The following is a 14237-nucleotide window of genomic DNA, read 5'->3' on the forward strand; positions in this document are numbered from 1 at the left end:
CCTAGAGTCCCAACCTGGTGCGGGCGTTGGTCCACGCGTCGGTGCAGTGCCGGACCGTTTCGCCCTTGGCCTGCGCGGCGTTGAACAGGCGCGCGATGTCGGCGTCGGTGAGGCAGCCGCACCCGCCGTGCGCGGCCAGCACGGCGAGGAACGTGCGGTAGACCGTGGTGTGGATCGCGCTGCGGGCCGCGGTAATGCGCTGCTCCGCCATGGTGATCCCGCGTTCCAGGTAGGCGGGCGTGCGGTGGCGGCACACCCCACCCGCGCCCCCGGCGGGCACGGTGAGGGTCTGCGGCAACGGCCGGGCCGGGGGTTTCTTCACGGCCAGCGCGCGCACGGCCTCCGGCAGGGCGATCATGACGCCGGTGCCGGGACCGAGCCAACGGGCGTACGCCATGGCGGACTTGATGTCCACGCCGGACCGCACGGCGTTGTGTGAGGGCATGACGCCCTGGTAGATCCAGTGCTGGCCGCGCGTGGTGGGCACGGTGCGGGTGGCGGGCAGCGTCTGGTGTGCCCAGGTGATGGCCGCCGGGTTGTCGAGGTCGAGCACGGTGAGCCCGGCGCCGCCGGGGTGGTAGCCGACGCAGACGGCCTGACGCCACGCCGGGGCCCATGCCGGGGAGGTGATGGCGGCGCGGTCGGTGGTGGCGGCGGCCCATGCGTGGCAGATGCCGGGGCACTGGCAGGGGCCCGCGTTCTTCATGTTCGGCCGACCGCCGCAGGCGTTCTTGGCACACGCGCGGCAGTTCCCGAACGGCACCTTCCCCTGTCGTAGGGGCAGCACCGGCACGCCGGCGGAGGCGAGTTCCAGCGCGGTGCACAAAGGGGTGGTTTGGGCCGGACGGCCCTCACCGATTGACGCTCGTTGGGTCATGCTGGTGGTTCTCCTGCTCTCTTGGAGGGACTGGAGGACCGGGGCGGGCGCAGGCTGGTGGTGAGACGGCGCCCGCCCCGGGCGTATTCAGGCGATGTCGAGGGCGAGTTGGGCCGGGACCGGGTCCGCAACCATGGACGCGTCGGCGGCGAGCAGCGCGCGGTAGGCGTGGATGGCCTGGTGGATGACGACGCCGTTGCCGAGGATCTTGAGCTGGTCGGAGCGGGACAGGCTCAGGTCGGGGCCGGTGACCCAGCCGGGATCGGCGCCCATCATCCATTCCACGAATGCCGGGGACAGCCGGCGGTTGCCCTTGGTGCCCGGTTCGGTCGGTTCCGGCGCGGGGCGCCCGAGGACGGTTTCCCAGCGGTGGATGGCGGGGCCGTAGTCGGTGCCGTTGGTGGCCACCCAGCGCCCGTCCAGGCGGACGGCCTGGCCGGGCAGGTAGTAGTTGCCGGCGCTGTCGCGCTGGTTGGGTCCGCCGTGTGGGCCGTCCGACGCCTTGGGCGTGGGCAGCAGGTTGACGACCACCTCGTTGAGCGGGCGTGAGCTGGTGCCGAGCAGGTTGGAGGCGCCGGACTTCCAGTCGCGGGCGGCGGGGGTGGGAAGCAGGGTGACGGCGGTGCGCAGGTTCATCCCGCCGCGCCGTTTGGGGGAGGTGCCGGGGCCGCCGGTGCCGTCGGCGGCGGCCGGGGTGGGCAGCAGCCTCAGCCCTCGGTCGGGGGCAGCAAGAAGACCACTTCGTCCTCCAGCGTGGGCCCGTGCCCGCCCGCCTTGCGCTTGTCCGGGTGCTGCGGTCCGCCGTTTCTGCCGAGCTGGGAGGTGGGGGTCTTCAGCAGCGGGATACGCGACGGCGAACCACCGGTCGCGTCGGTGGCAGGCTCCCACTTCGGGATCTGAAGCGCGTAGGCACATCCACCGCGCGTCGTACCCGAGCGCGGCCAGGTCGGCGGCGACGACATCGAGCCCGCGGGAGCGGAGGGCGGCGACGTTCTCCAGGAAGACGAGTCGGGGTCGAAGGTGGCGAATGGCTCCGTGGGCGATGGTTTTCCAGAGTCCGGAGCGGTCACCGGCGATCCCTCCCCGAGGTCCGGCATTGGAGATGTCCTGGCAGGGAAACCCGGCGGTCAGCGCCGCCGGACGCGCGATTTCGGCGGCGAGCGCGGGCCAGTCGACGCTCTTGATGTCGCCGAGGTTGGGCACGTCGGGCAGGCGGGCGGCGAGCAGCCGGGAGGCGGCCGGGTCCTTCTCGCCGACCAGGACGGTGGGCAGACCGGTGACGGCCTCCACGGCCTGGTCGAGGGCGCCGGACCCGGTGCACAGGCTGATGTTGCCGCCCTCCGGCGGCACGGCGGGGGGATGGGGCATGCTGGGGGTTCTCCTGCTCTCTTGGAGGGACTGGAGGACCGGGGCGGGCGCAGGCTTGTGGTGAGACGGCGCCCGCCTCGGGCGTAGTTACAGGGCGTCGGCGGCGCCGGGCGGCAGCGTGGGCAGGCCCGTGCGCTCAAGGGCGATGGGGTCGAAGCCGGGCAGTGTGGCGCGGGTTACGAGTGCCTGTGCGAGGGATTCGGCGTAGGCCCCGCCGGCGCGGGCCACCTCAACCTGGGTGGTGGCGCGGAGGGTTTCGACGCGTTCGATGTGGGCGCGTTCCTCGCGCCGGTCGGTGATGTCCCGCTGGTGGGCGACGGTTTCGCGGCGGTCGGTGCGCCAGTAGCGGGCGGCCAGTGCGTAGGCGCCGGTGGTGGCCAGGGACCACAGCAGCAGCGGCAGCGGCATGCCGTCGGCGTATCCGGCGACGCCCGCGAACGCGAGCGCGCCAGAGGCGGCGAACGCGGTGCCCACCAGAACGGAGTCGCCGGTGCTGTTGCCCGCGACCAGGCCCGCGGCGGCGGCTCCCAGGGAAAGGGCGCCCATCAGGACGGCGTTGCCGACGGAGTGTTCGGCGCCGTTGGCGTTCCAGATCCGGGCCAGCGCGAGCACGGTCGTGGTGGCGATGGCGGGCGCGGCCTTGGGGGCGGCGATGGCGAGCCAGTGACGGGCGACGATGGGCTCGTTCACGAGGGTGTCTCCTCTCAGTTGCCGAGGGCGGACAGGGCGTCGGCGGACGCCTGCACGAGGTTGTGGATGGGCTCGTACGCGCCGGTCCCGGCCGCGAAGAACCCGAACAGGAACAGCACGATGGCGGCGCTGCCCCCGGCGGACTTGGTCTTGACGGCGAGGGCGGAGGCGGCGCCGAACAGCAGCACGGCGGAGACGCTGAGAATCATCGGGAGCCTTCCGGGCGGGGGGTGTCGGTGCCCGCGCGGTAGATGCGGGCCCAGCGGTTGTAGAGCCAGCGGCCGACGCGGATGCGCTTGCCGGTGGCGTGGCAGCGGCGGCAGTCCTTGCCGCGCTTGAGCCGTCCCTTGCGGTCGTGCTTGATCTGGTGGCCCATGCCGTGGCAGCGGCGGCAGTCGCCGAACGGCGAGGCCGCACACAGTCCGCTGTAACCGATCGTGACGGCGAGCAGGCAGGCGATAGCAACGAGGATGAGGGTCATCGAGGGCCCTTCCGGGCGGTTTTCAGGGGTTTCCGCAGGTGGGGTGCTATCCGCTAGATCGCAGATGGGATGCGGTTTGGGGTGCTAGCGGGGGTGCTACCGGTAGCAGGTGTAGCTGCTACCGGTAGCACCCTGTCGGGGCTATGCCGCGCCCGGCCTTTCGCTACGCTCCGCAATCGCCTTGGCGAGGTCGGCGCGGGCGATACCGCGGCGGGTGGTGCGGGTGCCGTCCTCGGTCGTGCCCGCCACGTCGCGGGTCTTGATGCCGTGCGGCTTGAGCGCGGAGGTGACGTTCTCGCCCTTCCACCCGCCGTAGACGTCGGGGCGGAGTTCGGCGAGGCGGGCGGCGATCCGCTCGTTCCACACCCGCTCCTCTGCTTCCGGCACCACCGCGACGACGTCGGCGAGCAGGTCGTAGGCGGGGCCGGTGACCGCCTCGGGGGCCTCTCCGAGGGCGTAGCCGGACAGGAGTCCGGCCTTCTCGCGCATGGTGCGGGCGCGGGTGGCGACGCGTTCGGCCATGGGCGCGTCCAGGAACGTGCTGGAGACGATCCGGGCGTCGGAGCCCTCGCCCACGAAGTAGTGCAGGCCCTTGTCACCCCAGGCGAACATGGTCGCCCGTACCCCGCGCTTGTAGCTGGACGTGCCCAGCACCATGTCGTTCTCCGTCTGGCCCATGACCTTCAGGCAGAAGCGGGTACTGGCGTTCGCGGAGATGCCGGTGGGCAGTGACTTGGCGTCGGGCCGCTGGGTGGCCAGCAGCAGCACGATCCCGGTGGCGGGGCCGCGCTTGACCAGGTCGGTGGCGATCTCCTCGAACTCCTTGCCGTGTTCGGCGTGCTCGAACAGCACCTGGCACTCATCCACCCCGATCACGATCGGGTGCAACCCCAGGGAGCGCTTGTCCGCGAGAGCGCTGGTCACCTTGGACTCGGGGCAGATGTCCCGGGGCAGCGAGCGGATCACCTTGGTACGGCGCCGCAACTCCTCACGCAGGGCGCGGAAGTCGTTCAGCACGTACAGGATCGTCTCGATTTCCTCGCCGACGCCGTGCCGGTGGGAGACCGCCTCACCGACGGTGTCGAGGTCGCCGGTGCCCTTCATGTCGTAGGTGTGCAGCTCCGCCCGCGGATCGAGTGCGGCGATGAGCAGCAGCAGCCGGAGCAGGAAGGTTTTGCCCATGCGGGGAATCGCACCGATGACTCCGGCGATGAACATGAGCGTGACCTCAACCCAGCGTCCGCGCTGGTCGGTGCCGTACGGGATGGCCTTGAACAGGTCCACCGTGCCGGACTTCAGCAGCGGCCATGCGGGCTTGGGCGCCGACTTCAGCGTCTGGTCACCGACCCACAGCACGAGGTGCCCGGGGTGTTCCTCCGACTCGGCTTCAGGCCACACACAGCCCAGCGGCCGGCGCAGACCCGAGGCGAGACGCTCGCGCTTCTCGATGACGTCGGTGACGGTCACGCCGAAGGGCAGGTTGCCCTCCGCACGCCAGCCGGGACCGTCGCGGGTGATGGGGGCGGTGAACTCGAAGCCGTCCCGGCCCTTGGCCTGCGCCTGGTTGATCGCGGGAATGCCGATTGCCCCCAGCGCCCGCAGCACGATGTCACTGGTGAGCTTGGACGCCTTGGGCACCTCGACCGCCCGGTGAATGACGGGCTGGTCGGCCTTGCGGCCGTTGATGCCCAGCGCCAGCACCAGGGCGCCGACCGACAGGGCCTGAAGCCAGTCGGGGGCCAGGATGTAAATCGCCAGAGCCAGACCGAGGCCGATGAACATGCCCAGCACGGTCACGAGGGTGCGCAGTCGGACCCGGCCGTCGCGCTGCCGGGACAGTTTCAGGTACTCGGCAGCGTCCTCGCGGCGCACGGCGGCGAGGCGGACCGGTTCGCCCTCGCGGTCGGCCATCCACCGCATGGTGCCGCCCACGAACCGGGCCAGCCCGATGGGGGCCTGCATGGTGAAGCGGGCGGCATACACCGGCGAGCGCAGCGCGTGATACCCGGCCGTGTGGGCGTAGTGGCGGGCCACCCACGCGGTCGCGGTCTTCAGTTCGGCCGGCGAGCGCAGCCACAGCGGGATGACGTCCCGCCGCTTGGCCGCGGCGAGGCGACCGAGGTAGCCCGGACCGGCCGACTTCACGGCCGGGTCGTCGACCAACCGGAAGGCGGTCGGGTCGCCCGACTCGTCACCCGACCGACCGGCGTCGGAGTCGGCCGACCGGTCGGCGCCCGGTCGGGTGGTCGGGTCGCCCGACTCGGTACGGGCCGACCGCGCCTTGTCGAGGTCGACTACCTCGCCCCCAAAGTCGGGGCGGGAGTCGGCGCTCATCTCTGCTTCGAGTCGGTTGAAGAGTTCGTTGTCGTCGTCGGGGTGCTTCACTGAGGTTCCTTCCACTTTCGGGTGTGAGGGAGAGCGGGGTCGGTCCGTCGCTGTAGGAGGTGTGCGGACCGGCCCCGCCGGTCGTTGCGGGGGATCAGACAGAGGCGTGCGAGCCGGGCGGCGGCCCGGTTACCACCAGCTCGACTTCTTCTTGGGCACGAGGTAGGGGCAGCCGTTGACCATGTGGTCAACGCACTGCGGGCAGTCCTCGCGCGGCTTCAGGTGGCGGTGGATGCGCCGGTTGTGGGCGTGCTCCCAGCACTGCGGGCACTGACCCGGGGGTGTTTTGGAGGCCATGGTCAATCCCTCCCGAGGGACGGCCGGTTGGCGCCCGGAGTGGTGGGGGTGTCGGGATAGGCGCACAGCACGCACATGCCGAGCGAGGTCGGCAGGCAGTAGCTGTAGACGACCCGGCACTTGGGGCAGGTGCGGCGGGCGAGCATCGCCAGCGCGAGCGCCCCACACCTGCGGGAGGTCATCGGCCGGACCGGCTTGGCCAGGTCGAGGCGGTAGAGGTAGGCGACCTGCACCCCGCCCCTGCGGCCCCGGTGGTGACGCATCACCTGTGCGGCGACCGGCTGACCCCCGGGGCGCAGGCCGCGGGCGCGTAACTGGCGGCGGGTGGCGTAGCCGTCCGGGGCGAACTGCCAGGGGAACGTGGGCACCCCGAACCGGGCGCCGGACGGGTCGTAGCACTTGGCGTAGGCGGCCATCAGGCAGCCACCCCCACGACCGGCGCATCGGTGCGGGCGCCGGTGCGTCCGGCGCGGCGGCCGGTGACGGTGGCGAACAACCAGCCGAGCCCTGCACGACGGGTTCCGGCACGGGCCTGCTTGGCCGCGTACATCGCCTCATCCGCGCGCCGCAGCAGCCCGGACAGGTCGTCGGCGGGGAAGTCCGCGGCGCGCACCCAGCCGAGCGAGACCGTGGTGCGCACGTGCGGGTCCTGGCCGTCGACGGGCCGGGCCAGCGTGCGGTGCAGCACGGCGAGCAGGTCGGCCGCGGTGCCGTGGTCATCGATGAGGACGGCGGCGAACTCATCGCCCCCCAGCCGCCCGGCCACCCCGGACGGGCCGACGTGGCGGGCGAGCCGGTCGGCGGTCGCCTTCAACAGCGCATCCCCGGCCGCATGCCCGTAGGTGTCGTTGATCTGCTTGAACCTGTCGACGTCGGCCAGCACCACCACCGCACGCGGGTCCTTGAGCAGGGCCGTGGCGCGGCGAGTGAACCCGTCGCGGGTGCGTAACCCGGTGAGCGGGTCACGCCGGGCGGTGCTCAGGCAGCCGCGCAGCCACCACACATGCCCCGCCCACCCAGCGGCGAGCGGCAGCGCGGACAGCAGGGCCGTGGCCAGGGTGCTCATGCCGCCACCCCCTCGGCATCGTCGCCGGACGCCGGGGCGTCGGCGTTGTTGACGGGGTGCAGGGCGTGGCCGACGGCCCGCTCAGCGAGCAGCGCGTCACGCACCTGCCGGGCCGGAGCCGAGCCGCAGTGCAGCGCCTTGCGCAGCGCCTCGCCGTTGATCTGGCTGTCCGGCCAGTCGGCCGTGACCGTGCGCGCCTCAGCGAGCAGTTCGGCCGGCGTGCGCTGCGGGGCGGTGGGCTTGCCCTTGACCGGCCGCTTGCGCGGCTTGGGCGCCTCCTGCTTCGGCTCCTGCTTGGCGGGCTCCGGATCCGGCGTCGGCTCGGGCCCCAAGTCTGCGGCGGCCGGGGCGAGTTCCCCCATGCGCAGCAGGACCCGTTCGCGGCGCGGTGTCTCACGGCGCCAGCCGCGGCCGTAGCGCTCGCGCAGATCCGCGCGGGCCAACAGCCGCTCCCGCTCCAACGTCAGCGCGTGGTTGTAGGAGGTGACCTCCCACAGCGTCATGCACCGCCACAGCGCGAACGTCGACACGGGGGCGAGCAGCCAGCGAGAAAAGCGGATCTTCTCCATGCGGCGGCCGGTTGCCGCGCCGATCCGGACGGCGTAGATGTGCGCGCCGATCTCGGAAAACACCACCCACAGCAGCGGCATGGTGCCGTGCGCGACCTTCGCCCACAGGTCCTGTCCGGCCGCGACGTTCAGACCGCACGTGATCAGGGTGAGCACCCAAGGCACGAACCGCACCCAGGCCAACGCCATATCCATACGGATCAGCAGCAGGTTGGCCACGGTGAACACCGGGATAGCCACGTCGATACCGACCGGCAGCATCCACGGCGAGGAGAACCCCCACCGCAGCGCGGCAGCCGAGACGGCATCGAAAGAGGAGATCAAACCCAGCGCGCCGACTGCGGCCGCGGCGAACGCGCCGACTCCGGCAAGTCCCAGCTCCGGACGGGTCAGGGGCGGCACCGCCCGACGGTCCTGTGTGGAAGCCATGGTGGCCATCACCGGCGCCCCTTCCGGTCGTCGTGGAAGGAGGCGTACTCGCCGTGAGGGTAGACGTAGTTGCTCAACGCTCCCTCGGCAGCGACCGCGGCGGCTCCAAGCCCCGCGACGGTGGCTGCCGTTCCGACGTGTCCGTGCTGGGCTGCGGCGTGCGCGACCACGGAGGCGACCTGCGTTGCGCGCCGCGCGGAGGCGGGCGAGCCGTCGTTATTCGTCATGGTCCGGTACGCAGCCTCTTGGAGGCGGTCTCGCAGTCCCATCACGCCACCTCCTTGCGAGCCGGACGGCGGCGGGTGGGGCGGGTGAAGGGGATGACGTCGAACAGGTCCCGGTTGTCCTCGATGACCTGAGCGGCGATGCGGATCAGGTCGTCGGGAAGGTCGGGGTTGTCGGCGAGGATGTCGCGCGCCGCGTCCTCGCGGGCCGCACGCTCTTCCTCGCTCTCGCCCTCGACCCCGAGCCACAGCTCGATGGGGGTGCCCAAGGCGAGTTCGGCGAAGTCCTCGGCAGAGACGGCCTGTTGGCGACCGATGTACGCACGCATGAAAGCTCCTGAAAGGGGAGGGACGGAGAGCCGGAGCAGCCGCAGGCGTGTTGGTGAGACGGCGACTGCTCCAGGGGGCCCGGGGCCGCAGAGCGCGGCGGGGTAGCGCCCCGATCAGGAGTCGAACCTGATCCGAAGACCGTCGGGGCTGGCGAGGGCAGGGCCCTCGCGAAGGTGCTGCGCTTGTCAGATCACGCGATGCCGTCTCCGCCCAGAGGGCGGATCGGGGCAGGTCACCCGGCCCGACATGGGCGGTCGGGGTGGTGACCCGCACCCATCGACCACCCGTGTTCAGGTGGCTGGGTCGGCACTCTGTTGAGTTCTTCGCAGTGCTGAATCCGGGCCTTGCTTCCGGGCACTGACATGGCCGTTGAAGCCCTTCCGGGCCTCGCGTTGGGCGATGACTTCAGATTGACCTAGGTCAATCTGACTGTCAAGAGGGTGCGGTTGAGCGACATGAGATTGACCTAGGTCCGGTTACTCTCGGGGGCATGGATCAGAGCCCCGAAGTGCCCAAGCCCACGCCGACGGCCAAGGAGATTGCGGCGCAGTTCCGCGAGAAGATCACGGGCCCCGATCGCGAGTACGACGCAGGGGACCGGCTCCCGGCAGCTCGCGCGCTTGCCAAGGATCTTGGCGTGCAGCTCATGACGGTTCAGAGCGCGTACGGCCAACTCCGTGATGAGGGGTTGATCCTCACTCAGCAGGGGCGCGGGACGTTCGTCCGCGACCCTGCGGCACCCCTCGGCACCGAGCCGGGCAGCAGCCCTGCTTTCGCGGCCCTGGCTGCAGAGCTCAGCACGATTCATGACGCTCTCCGGTTGCTCGGGGAGCGGCTTGACCGGCTTGAGCGGCTTGTGGGTAGCGAGACTCCACCGTCGCCGTGAGTTCGTCCGCACGCCTCAACAGTCGTTCGGCCTTGAGGCGTGCGTCCCTCAAACTCGCTTTGATCAAAGCGAGTTCAGCAGGAGTCATGCATTCCAGCTCGCCGCTTCGCTCATTGATCCTTGGCATGCCAATGAGCATGTAGCCCAGAACGGCAGAGGACCCGGACAGAGTGTCCGGGTCCTCTTTCCCTGCAGGTCAGGGCAGTTGACGACTCGTCATCGAGTCGCTTCGTCCACGGCATTCAGCACTTCCTCCCAGGGCAGTTCGCGCCCTGCCGGCGCCTCGCGCGGTTCGTACAGAGGCCACACCTCCGGGCCGTAGACGATGCGCACGCCTCCCGCCCGGAGGGTGTCGATATGGTTCTGCCATGCCGGGTGGCGGGCGTGCGCCGCGTTCACCCGCGGAAAGACGACGACGGGCAACCCGAGGGTGCCGATCGCCTCGCCCACCTGCGTGAGCGCCTGGTTGTCCATCAGGCCTGCGGCGAGCTTGGCCACCATGTTGGCCGACGCGGGGGCCACCACATAGCAGTCAACCGGCGGGTGCTGTCGTGCCTCGCCAGGAAGGCGGGGTTCATCGCGCACGGGTAGACCGGTGACTTTCTCCAGTTTCTCGACCTCGCCGCTCATCCGTAGCCACTGACCAGCGGTCGGTGTCAGAGTGACCGCCACCTGCCAACCGCGCCCCATCGCGGGCTCAACCAGGCCGGTGCGCAACGCCTCTACGCCTCCTGCCGCCGACCCGACGACTCCGAGCACCCCACGCTTGCCTGAACTCACTGCACCGCCCTGCACCTTTGGGCCATCACGAACACCTCGGATGATCGCGAGCCGCCGGTAACCGGTGATTGCTTGATCAGATCCCGCAGCGTCTCGCGAACCCTCGGATTGTTGCGTACGAGCTGCGGCGACGTGCGTTCGGCCGTGCGGAGTTCCATGAATGCTTCATCGCCCTGACCGTTGAGCGAGAGAGCGCGTGCGAAGTCGATGCGGTGCGACACGCTGCGTTCCTGAGGCATGTGGTCGACGTTGATCCGGCCGTGTTCCACCACGTACGACACGTTGTCGAGGTCCAGCTCAACAGACAGACGGTGAAGCAGCACGTTCGTGGGCCCGAAGCCGGTCTGCCAGTAATTCGAATCCGAGCCGAGATCATTCGCGAGTTCTTCGGCTCGGTCCAGCAGGCCAGCAGCGGTGGGCCGGTCCTGGTGGCGAGCCGCCGCGACAGCGGCTCGTAGGTGGATCATTCCCAGCAGACTCAGCGCGGCAGGGTCGTTGTCGGTCACCTGAGACGAGAGCCATGCGGCGGCCGTGTTGCCCAGCTCCAACGCGTCGTCGTACCGCCCGTTGGCCAACAGGGCGTGCGTGCCGGACCGGGCGGCGGACGCCAATACGAGCGGGTCCTCAGACTCATCTGCGGCACGCATCGCGCGTTCGGCAGCGAGCCATGAGATATCCGATTCGCCGATTTTCGCGAGGGTCGTTGCTGCGAGGTGGTGAGTACGGGCCGACACTGCCCAGCAATCGCTACAGTCCTCGCTGCGCCGTGCAGCTCGCTCCTCCAGCTCCTGGGCGGTCTGGAGGAGCGCGGGAAGGGCGGCAATGACGCTGCCGAGCCGCCCAGCCTGGTAGTCGTTCCATGCTTGCTCCACACGCACGGCAACGGGTGCCGGCGTGGGGAGCTGCACTTCAGCCTCGGGGCCGAAGAGCAGACGAGAGAGCCGTCGCGGGCTCATGAGCGCATCGCGTACCGCCGGAACGTCATCCTGCTGCTTCTCGTCCTCCATGAGCACCGTCTGACCCAGCAGGTCCCCGAGGGGCACACGCAGGATGCGCGACAGCTCCGCGAGCATGTCGATCCGCGGAGGCTTCCGGCGTCCCGTTTCGATCTTCGCCAACCAGTCGGTACTACGCCCGACCAGACCGGCGAGCACCTCTTGCGTGTAGCCGCGACGCTTCCGGTAGAACGCGATGCGCTCACCGATGCTGAGGTGATCTCCAAGACCATGCATAAAATGCCGCCTCCTACTGGTTGGCGCTGCTTCACGGTACCGAGGCAATGGAGATGCTGGTAGCTGACATCGGGCAGCGCAGGGTCAGAACTAGAGTCAAGTGTCGAGCCCCGAGGAACCCGGACACAGTGTCCGGGTTCCTCGGGGCTCGTTTCGAACGCGACTGCGTCGTGCCGGTTTGGGCAGGGTCGGAGCGGCCTCTCAACATCGTCAGTACTGGCACCCTCACTACATTTGGCTGACTCTTTCACTACCAGCTTAGGAATGTTCCGCGCTCGCGAATTCGGTGCCTTCCAAGACGGATTTGCTTTGCCCCGACGAACGTATAGCGCTTGGCATTTGCGGTTGATATGATGAATTGCGATCCCTGCTTGGCGATTTCTTCCATTTTTGCCGTGATCGCTTTAGTGCTGTCTAGGTCATACGCTCCCAACGGCTCGTCGAGCAGGTAGAGGCGATACTTGCTTCTCGTGCTCAAAGCATCCTCTAGTAGGGCGACTCTTTCCCTTTCGGGGGAATTTATGTTGAGATAAAAACACTCCAATACCGGCTCGCCGTTCCAGAGTAATTCCAGGTGCTCTGCGATTTCCCGGGCAAGCCTAGGGGCGTAATGGCCCACGAGTTTCCGCCACTCCGTAGCTCCTACCTTAAGGGCTAGGGCCATCATTAGAATCGTCTTTCCTGATGCATTTGCGCCCGATATTACGTTGATGCCAGGATCGAAACTCATAACCCTACGGAGCGCCCAGACGGCTTCGAGGGGTCGCTCGGTACTAAAATCGTATGGAACGCGTGATCCGATCAGCGTGCCGTGCTCGGTCGTGTTGGCGGGCTGCTCTGCTTGGAAGGTGTCCTCACGGTTTCTTTGTTCGGCGGAAAGGTTTTCCAGCGGTTGCCCTTCTTGAGCCAGCGCACGCTCAGCTATCCAGCGGATAAGTGCAGCGCTGTCGTGTTGTAGCTCGTGGAATGCGGCTGTGACTGATGCTTCTCCAGGCCAACCGGCATAGAGGCTTGCCGCAGCAGCCTCTCGCATCGAGACATCGTCGGATTGGAGAAGATTGATGAGGGTTTCTTGGGCGGTGACGTCTCCTGGCCACCTCTCCAATAGAATCTCGACGGCCGTTTGGCGCAAGTGACTTGCCTCGTCACATGTGAGACGCACTAGAACGTCCCGTACCGTCTCGTCGTCGGGCCATCCTTCTGCGAGGCCCTCAACGGCAGTTTCTCGTGCTTCTTCAGAGCCGTCGAGAGCTAGTGCCACCACGGCGTCACGGGCGATGACATCGCCTTGCCAGTTCTCGGTCAGTACCCACACTGCGAGAGCTTGGACCTTAGAGTCAACGTCACGCATTCTTTCGATGACAGCTTGCCGAGCTGAATCGTCACTGGACCAGTATTTGCCCAGAATCTGCGTTGCAGTCCTGCGAATCTCGGATTCCTCATCGCGGCTCAGCCGGAGCAGGACGTCACGAGTAGTAGGGCTGTCAGGCCAGCTCCTGGTGAGCGTAACTAGGGCCATCATTCGGGCCGCATCGTCACTGAGTCTTGTGGCTGCAAGGAGAATCGCCTGTTCGTCGACCGACTCCAGATCAGTGGCCGGAGCAAGACTTTCCTGCCATTCGTGGGTTTTGCGGTCTTCGGCAATATTGATTCTTTCTGCCTTGGTTAGAGCGGCGGCAATATCATCAAGTGCCGGATGCGTCGAAAGATTCATTGAAAGAATCTCCAGCTGTGGCAGAGCCGGACCAGTTGGGAGGGTTTCGATCTTCGGGATATCAGGGTGTTTTGATAGGCTGTGAACGTTGGCGTGTGCCTGCCCCCAGAGACTCTCCAAAAGAATTCGGCGTTCGTTTACGCGAGCCAACTGAGATTCGGCAGTGGCTTTCTGTGTCGCTGCTTGCAGCCGAAGATCCTCTGTAGATCCAGCTACTGGTGACTCGGTATTTAGATGGAGTGCCTGAGTATGCTTGGTGTCCAGCTCGATAATGATTTCTCGCAGGGAGCTAATGATCTGAAGGAGAGTGGTCATTAGGATTTGGGAATCGCTCAATGCCCATCGGAGTCTGTCCTCAAAACGGTGGGCCCGCTCAAGTTCTACCTGGAGTTGCAGAGTGGCCACAGCGGCTTCGGGAGGCACGGCTGGTGTTGCCACGGTCGAGTTCTTGATGCGTGCATGCCTGCGGTATTGGTGAAGGGCGCTCAGTAGATCGTGCGCCTTGCGACAAAGTTGCTGGTGATGTGCAGAATTCACACCAGCAGCGCTGCTTGTGATCTCCAGGAACATCATGACGAAACGCTTGGAGGGTGGGGAGGTTGCGCCCTTGAATAGTCGATCCAGGTGGGACTTGGAGAAGTTCATACTGCTCACCGGATCGGCTGGTGGGGCCTGCCCACCCGCGATCTGCGCTTGTTCCTGGTCGGCGCGAAGCCGGAAGCGCTCTTCGATTTCTCGCGCGGTCAGGCCGGCCGCTCGGCTCTGTTGCTGCAAGAACTGACCCAGCGCCTTGCTGGCTCCCTCGTCCGGACCTGCTGGTCGTGTCACGTCCGCACCCGTCCCCGCTCTGTCCCAGGGGCGCCTCTGGGACAGAGCGGGGACGGGCATGTCATCCCAGCTCAGCTTCCC

The 14237-nt window shown here is 68.0% G+C and carries 16 protein-coding genes; 1 reads left to right on the forward strand and 15 read right to left on the reverse strand.

The window, feature by feature from the left end:
* Window position 1: 1 nt before the first annotated feature.
* The 12 genes from ABZT02_RS09235 to ABZT02_RS09290 form a co-directional block, all read right to left on the reverse strand.
* Entirely contained in the window at window positions 2-877 is an 876-nt protein-coding gene (locus ABZT02_RS09235) for a bifunctional DNA primase/polymerase (RefSeq protein ID WP_356015816.1), read from the reverse strand.
* 87 nt (window positions 878-964) lie between these two features.
* Window positions 965-2245, reverse strand: a complete 1281-nt coding sequence (locus ABZT02_RS09240) for a DNA cytosine methyltransferase (protein WP_356015818.1) — start codon at window positions 2243-2245, stop codon at window positions 965-967.
* An 87-nt stretch (window positions 2246-2332) separates the two neighbouring features.
* Entirely contained in the window at window positions 2333-2935 is a 603-nt protein-coding gene (locus ABZT02_RS09245; protein ID WP_356015819.1) for a hypothetical protein, read from the reverse strand.
* Between the two features lie 14 nt (window positions 2936-2949).
* Window positions 2950-3144, reverse strand: a complete 195-nt coding sequence (locus ABZT02_RS09250) for a hypothetical protein (RefSeq protein ID WP_356015821.1) — start codon at window positions 3142-3144, stop codon at window positions 2950-2952.
* Window positions 3141-3416, reverse strand: a complete 276-nt coding sequence (locus ABZT02_RS09255) for a hypothetical protein (RefSeq protein ID WP_356015823.1) — start codon at window positions 3414-3416, stop codon at window positions 3141-3143. Before ABZT02_RS09255 ends, ABZT02_RS09250 begins: the two co-directional genes overlap by 4 nt.
* Before the next feature lie 141 nt (window positions 3417-3557).
* Window positions 3558-5801: a cell division protein FtsK gene (locus ABZT02_RS09260; RefSeq protein ID WP_356015825.1), complete on the reverse strand. Its 2244-nt coding sequence runs from the start codon at window positions 5799-5801 to the stop codon at window positions 3558-3560.
* Window positions 5802-5930: 129 nt separating this feature from the next.
* Window positions 5931-6098 carry a pRL2-8 gene (locus tag ABZT02_RS09265; RefSeq protein WP_356015828.1) on the reverse strand — a complete coding sequence of 56 codons (168 nt, stop codon included), beginning with the start codon at window positions 6096-6098 and terminating at the stop codon, window positions 5931-5933.
* A gap of 2 nt (window positions 6099-6100) precedes the next feature.
* Complete coding sequence (locus ABZT02_RS09270) at window positions 6101-6514, reverse strand: RRQRL motif-containing zinc-binding protein (RefSeq protein ID WP_356015830.1); 414 nt, start codon at window positions 6512-6514, stop codon at window positions 6101-6103.
* A complete protein-coding gene (locus tag ABZT02_RS09275) occupies window positions 6514-7164 on the reverse strand; it encodes a GGDEF domain-containing protein (protein WP_356015832.1) in 651 nt (216 codons plus the stop codon). The genes ABZT02_RS09270 and ABZT02_RS09275 overlap by 1 nt, the downstream gene beginning before the upstream one ends.
* Window positions 7161-8162 carry a DUF2637 domain-containing protein gene (locus ABZT02_RS09280; RefSeq protein ID WP_356016327.1) on the reverse strand — a complete coding sequence of 334 codons (1002 nt, stop codon included), beginning with the start codon at window positions 8160-8162 and terminating at the stop codon, window positions 7161-7163. The genes ABZT02_RS09275 and ABZT02_RS09280 overlap by 4 nt, the downstream gene beginning before the upstream one ends.
* 8 nt (window positions 8163-8170) lie before the next feature.
* Window positions 8171-8431 carry a hypothetical protein gene (locus tag ABZT02_RS09285; RefSeq protein WP_356015834.1) on the reverse strand — a complete coding sequence of 87 codons (261 nt, stop codon included), beginning with the start codon at window positions 8429-8431 and terminating at the stop codon, window positions 8171-8173.
* On the reverse strand, window positions 8431-8715 hold the full coding sequence (locus ABZT02_RS09290; protein ID WP_356015836.1) for a hypothetical protein: 285 nt from the start codon (window positions 8713-8715) through the stop codon (window positions 8431-8433). The genes ABZT02_RS09285 and ABZT02_RS09290 overlap by 1 nt, the downstream gene beginning before the upstream one ends.
* Window positions 8716-9206: 491 nt before the next feature.
* On the opposite strand from ABZT02_RS09290, the gene ABZT02_RS09295 reads away from it, so the two are divergent.
* Window positions 9207-9602 carry a GntR family transcriptional regulator gene (locus ABZT02_RS09295; RefSeq protein WP_356015838.1) on the forward strand — a complete coding sequence of 132 codons (396 nt, stop codon included), beginning with the start codon at window positions 9207-9209 and terminating at the stop codon, window positions 9600-9602.
* A gap of 216 nt (window positions 9603-9818) precedes the next feature.
* Here ABZT02_RS09295 and ABZT02_RS09300 read toward each other — a convergent pair whose 3' ends face one another.
* From ABZT02_RS09300 to ABZT02_RS09310, 3 genes are all read right to left on the reverse strand, one after another.
* Window positions 9819-10319 (reverse strand): flavoprotein, encoded by a 501-nt coding sequence (locus ABZT02_RS09300; protein ID WP_356015841.1) that lies wholly within the window; start codon window positions 10317-10319, stop codon window positions 9819-9821.
* A gap of 59 nt (window positions 10320-10378) precedes the next feature.
* A complete protein-coding gene (locus ABZT02_RS09305) occupies window positions 10379-11614 on the reverse strand; it encodes a helix-turn-helix domain-containing protein (protein ID WP_356015843.1) in 1236 nt (411 codons plus the stop codon).
* A gap of 250 nt (window positions 11615-11864) precedes the next feature.
* The gene (locus ABZT02_RS09310; protein ID WP_356015845.1) at window positions 11865-14156 is read right to left on the reverse strand and encodes a HEAT repeat domain-containing protein; all 2292 of its coding nucleotides are present in this window, start codon (window positions 14154-14156) and stop codon (window positions 11865-11867) included.
* Window positions 14157-14237: the final 81 nt, after the last annotated feature.

The sequence above is a fragment of the Streptomyces sp. NPDC005402 genome (genome assembly GCF_040606575.1).
Lineage (GTDB): Bacteria > Actinomycetota > Actinomycetes > Streptomycetales > Streptomycetaceae > Streptomyces.

What these genes read in the sequence shown, in the direction of transcription:
- ABZT02_RS09235 (WP_356015816.1), bottom strand. Translation starts at nt 877, where the DNA reads ATGACCCAACGAGCGTCAATCGGTGAGGGCCGTCCGGCCCAAACCACC.
- ABZT02_RS09240 (WP_356015818.1), bottom strand. Translation starts at nt 2,245, where the DNA reads ATGCCCCATCCCCCCGCCGTGCCGCCGGAGGGCGGCAACATCAGCCTG.
- ABZT02_RS09250 (WP_356015821.1), bottom strand. Translation starts at nt 3,144, where the DNA reads ATGATTCTCAGCGTCTCCGCCGTGCTGCTGTTCGGCGCCGCCTCCGCC.
- ABZT02_RS09255 (WP_356015823.1), bottom strand. Translation starts at nt 3,416, where the DNA reads ATGACCCTCATCCTCGTTGCTATCGCCTGCCTGCTCGCCGTCACGATC.
- ABZT02_RS09265 (WP_356015828.1), bottom strand. Translation starts at nt 6,098, where the DNA reads ATGGCCTCCAAAACACCCCCGGGTCAGTGCCCGCAGTGCTGGGAGCAC.
- ABZT02_RS09270 (WP_356015830.1), bottom strand. Translation starts at nt 6,514, where the DNA reads ATGGCCGCCTACGCCAAGTGCTACGACCCGTCCGGCGCCCGGTTCGGG.
- ABZT02_RS09275 (WP_356015832.1), bottom strand. Translation starts at nt 7,164, where the DNA reads ATGAGCACCCTGGCCACGGCCCTGCTGTCCGCGCTGCCGCTCGCCGCT.
- ABZT02_RS09280 (WP_356016327.1), bottom strand. Translation starts at nt 8,162, where the DNA reads ATGGCTTCCACACAGGACCGTCGGGCGGTGCCGCCCCTGACCCGTCCG.
- ABZT02_RS09285 (WP_356015834.1), bottom strand. Translation starts at nt 8,431, where the DNA reads ATGGGACTGCGAGACCGCCTCCAAGAGGCTGCGTACCGGACCATGACG.
- ABZT02_RS09290 (WP_356015836.1), bottom strand. Translation starts at nt 8,715, where the DNA reads ATGCGTGCGTACATCGGTCGCCAACAGGCCGTCTCTGCCGAGGACTTC.
- ABZT02_RS09295 (WP_356015838.1), top strand. Translation starts at nt 9,207, where the DNA reads ATGGATCAGAGCCCCGAAGTGCCCAAGCCCACGCCGACGGCCAAGGAG.
- ABZT02_RS09305 (WP_356015843.1), bottom strand. Translation starts at nt 11,614, where the DNA reads ATGCATGGTCTTGGAGATCACCTCAGCATCGGTGAGCGCATCGCGTTC.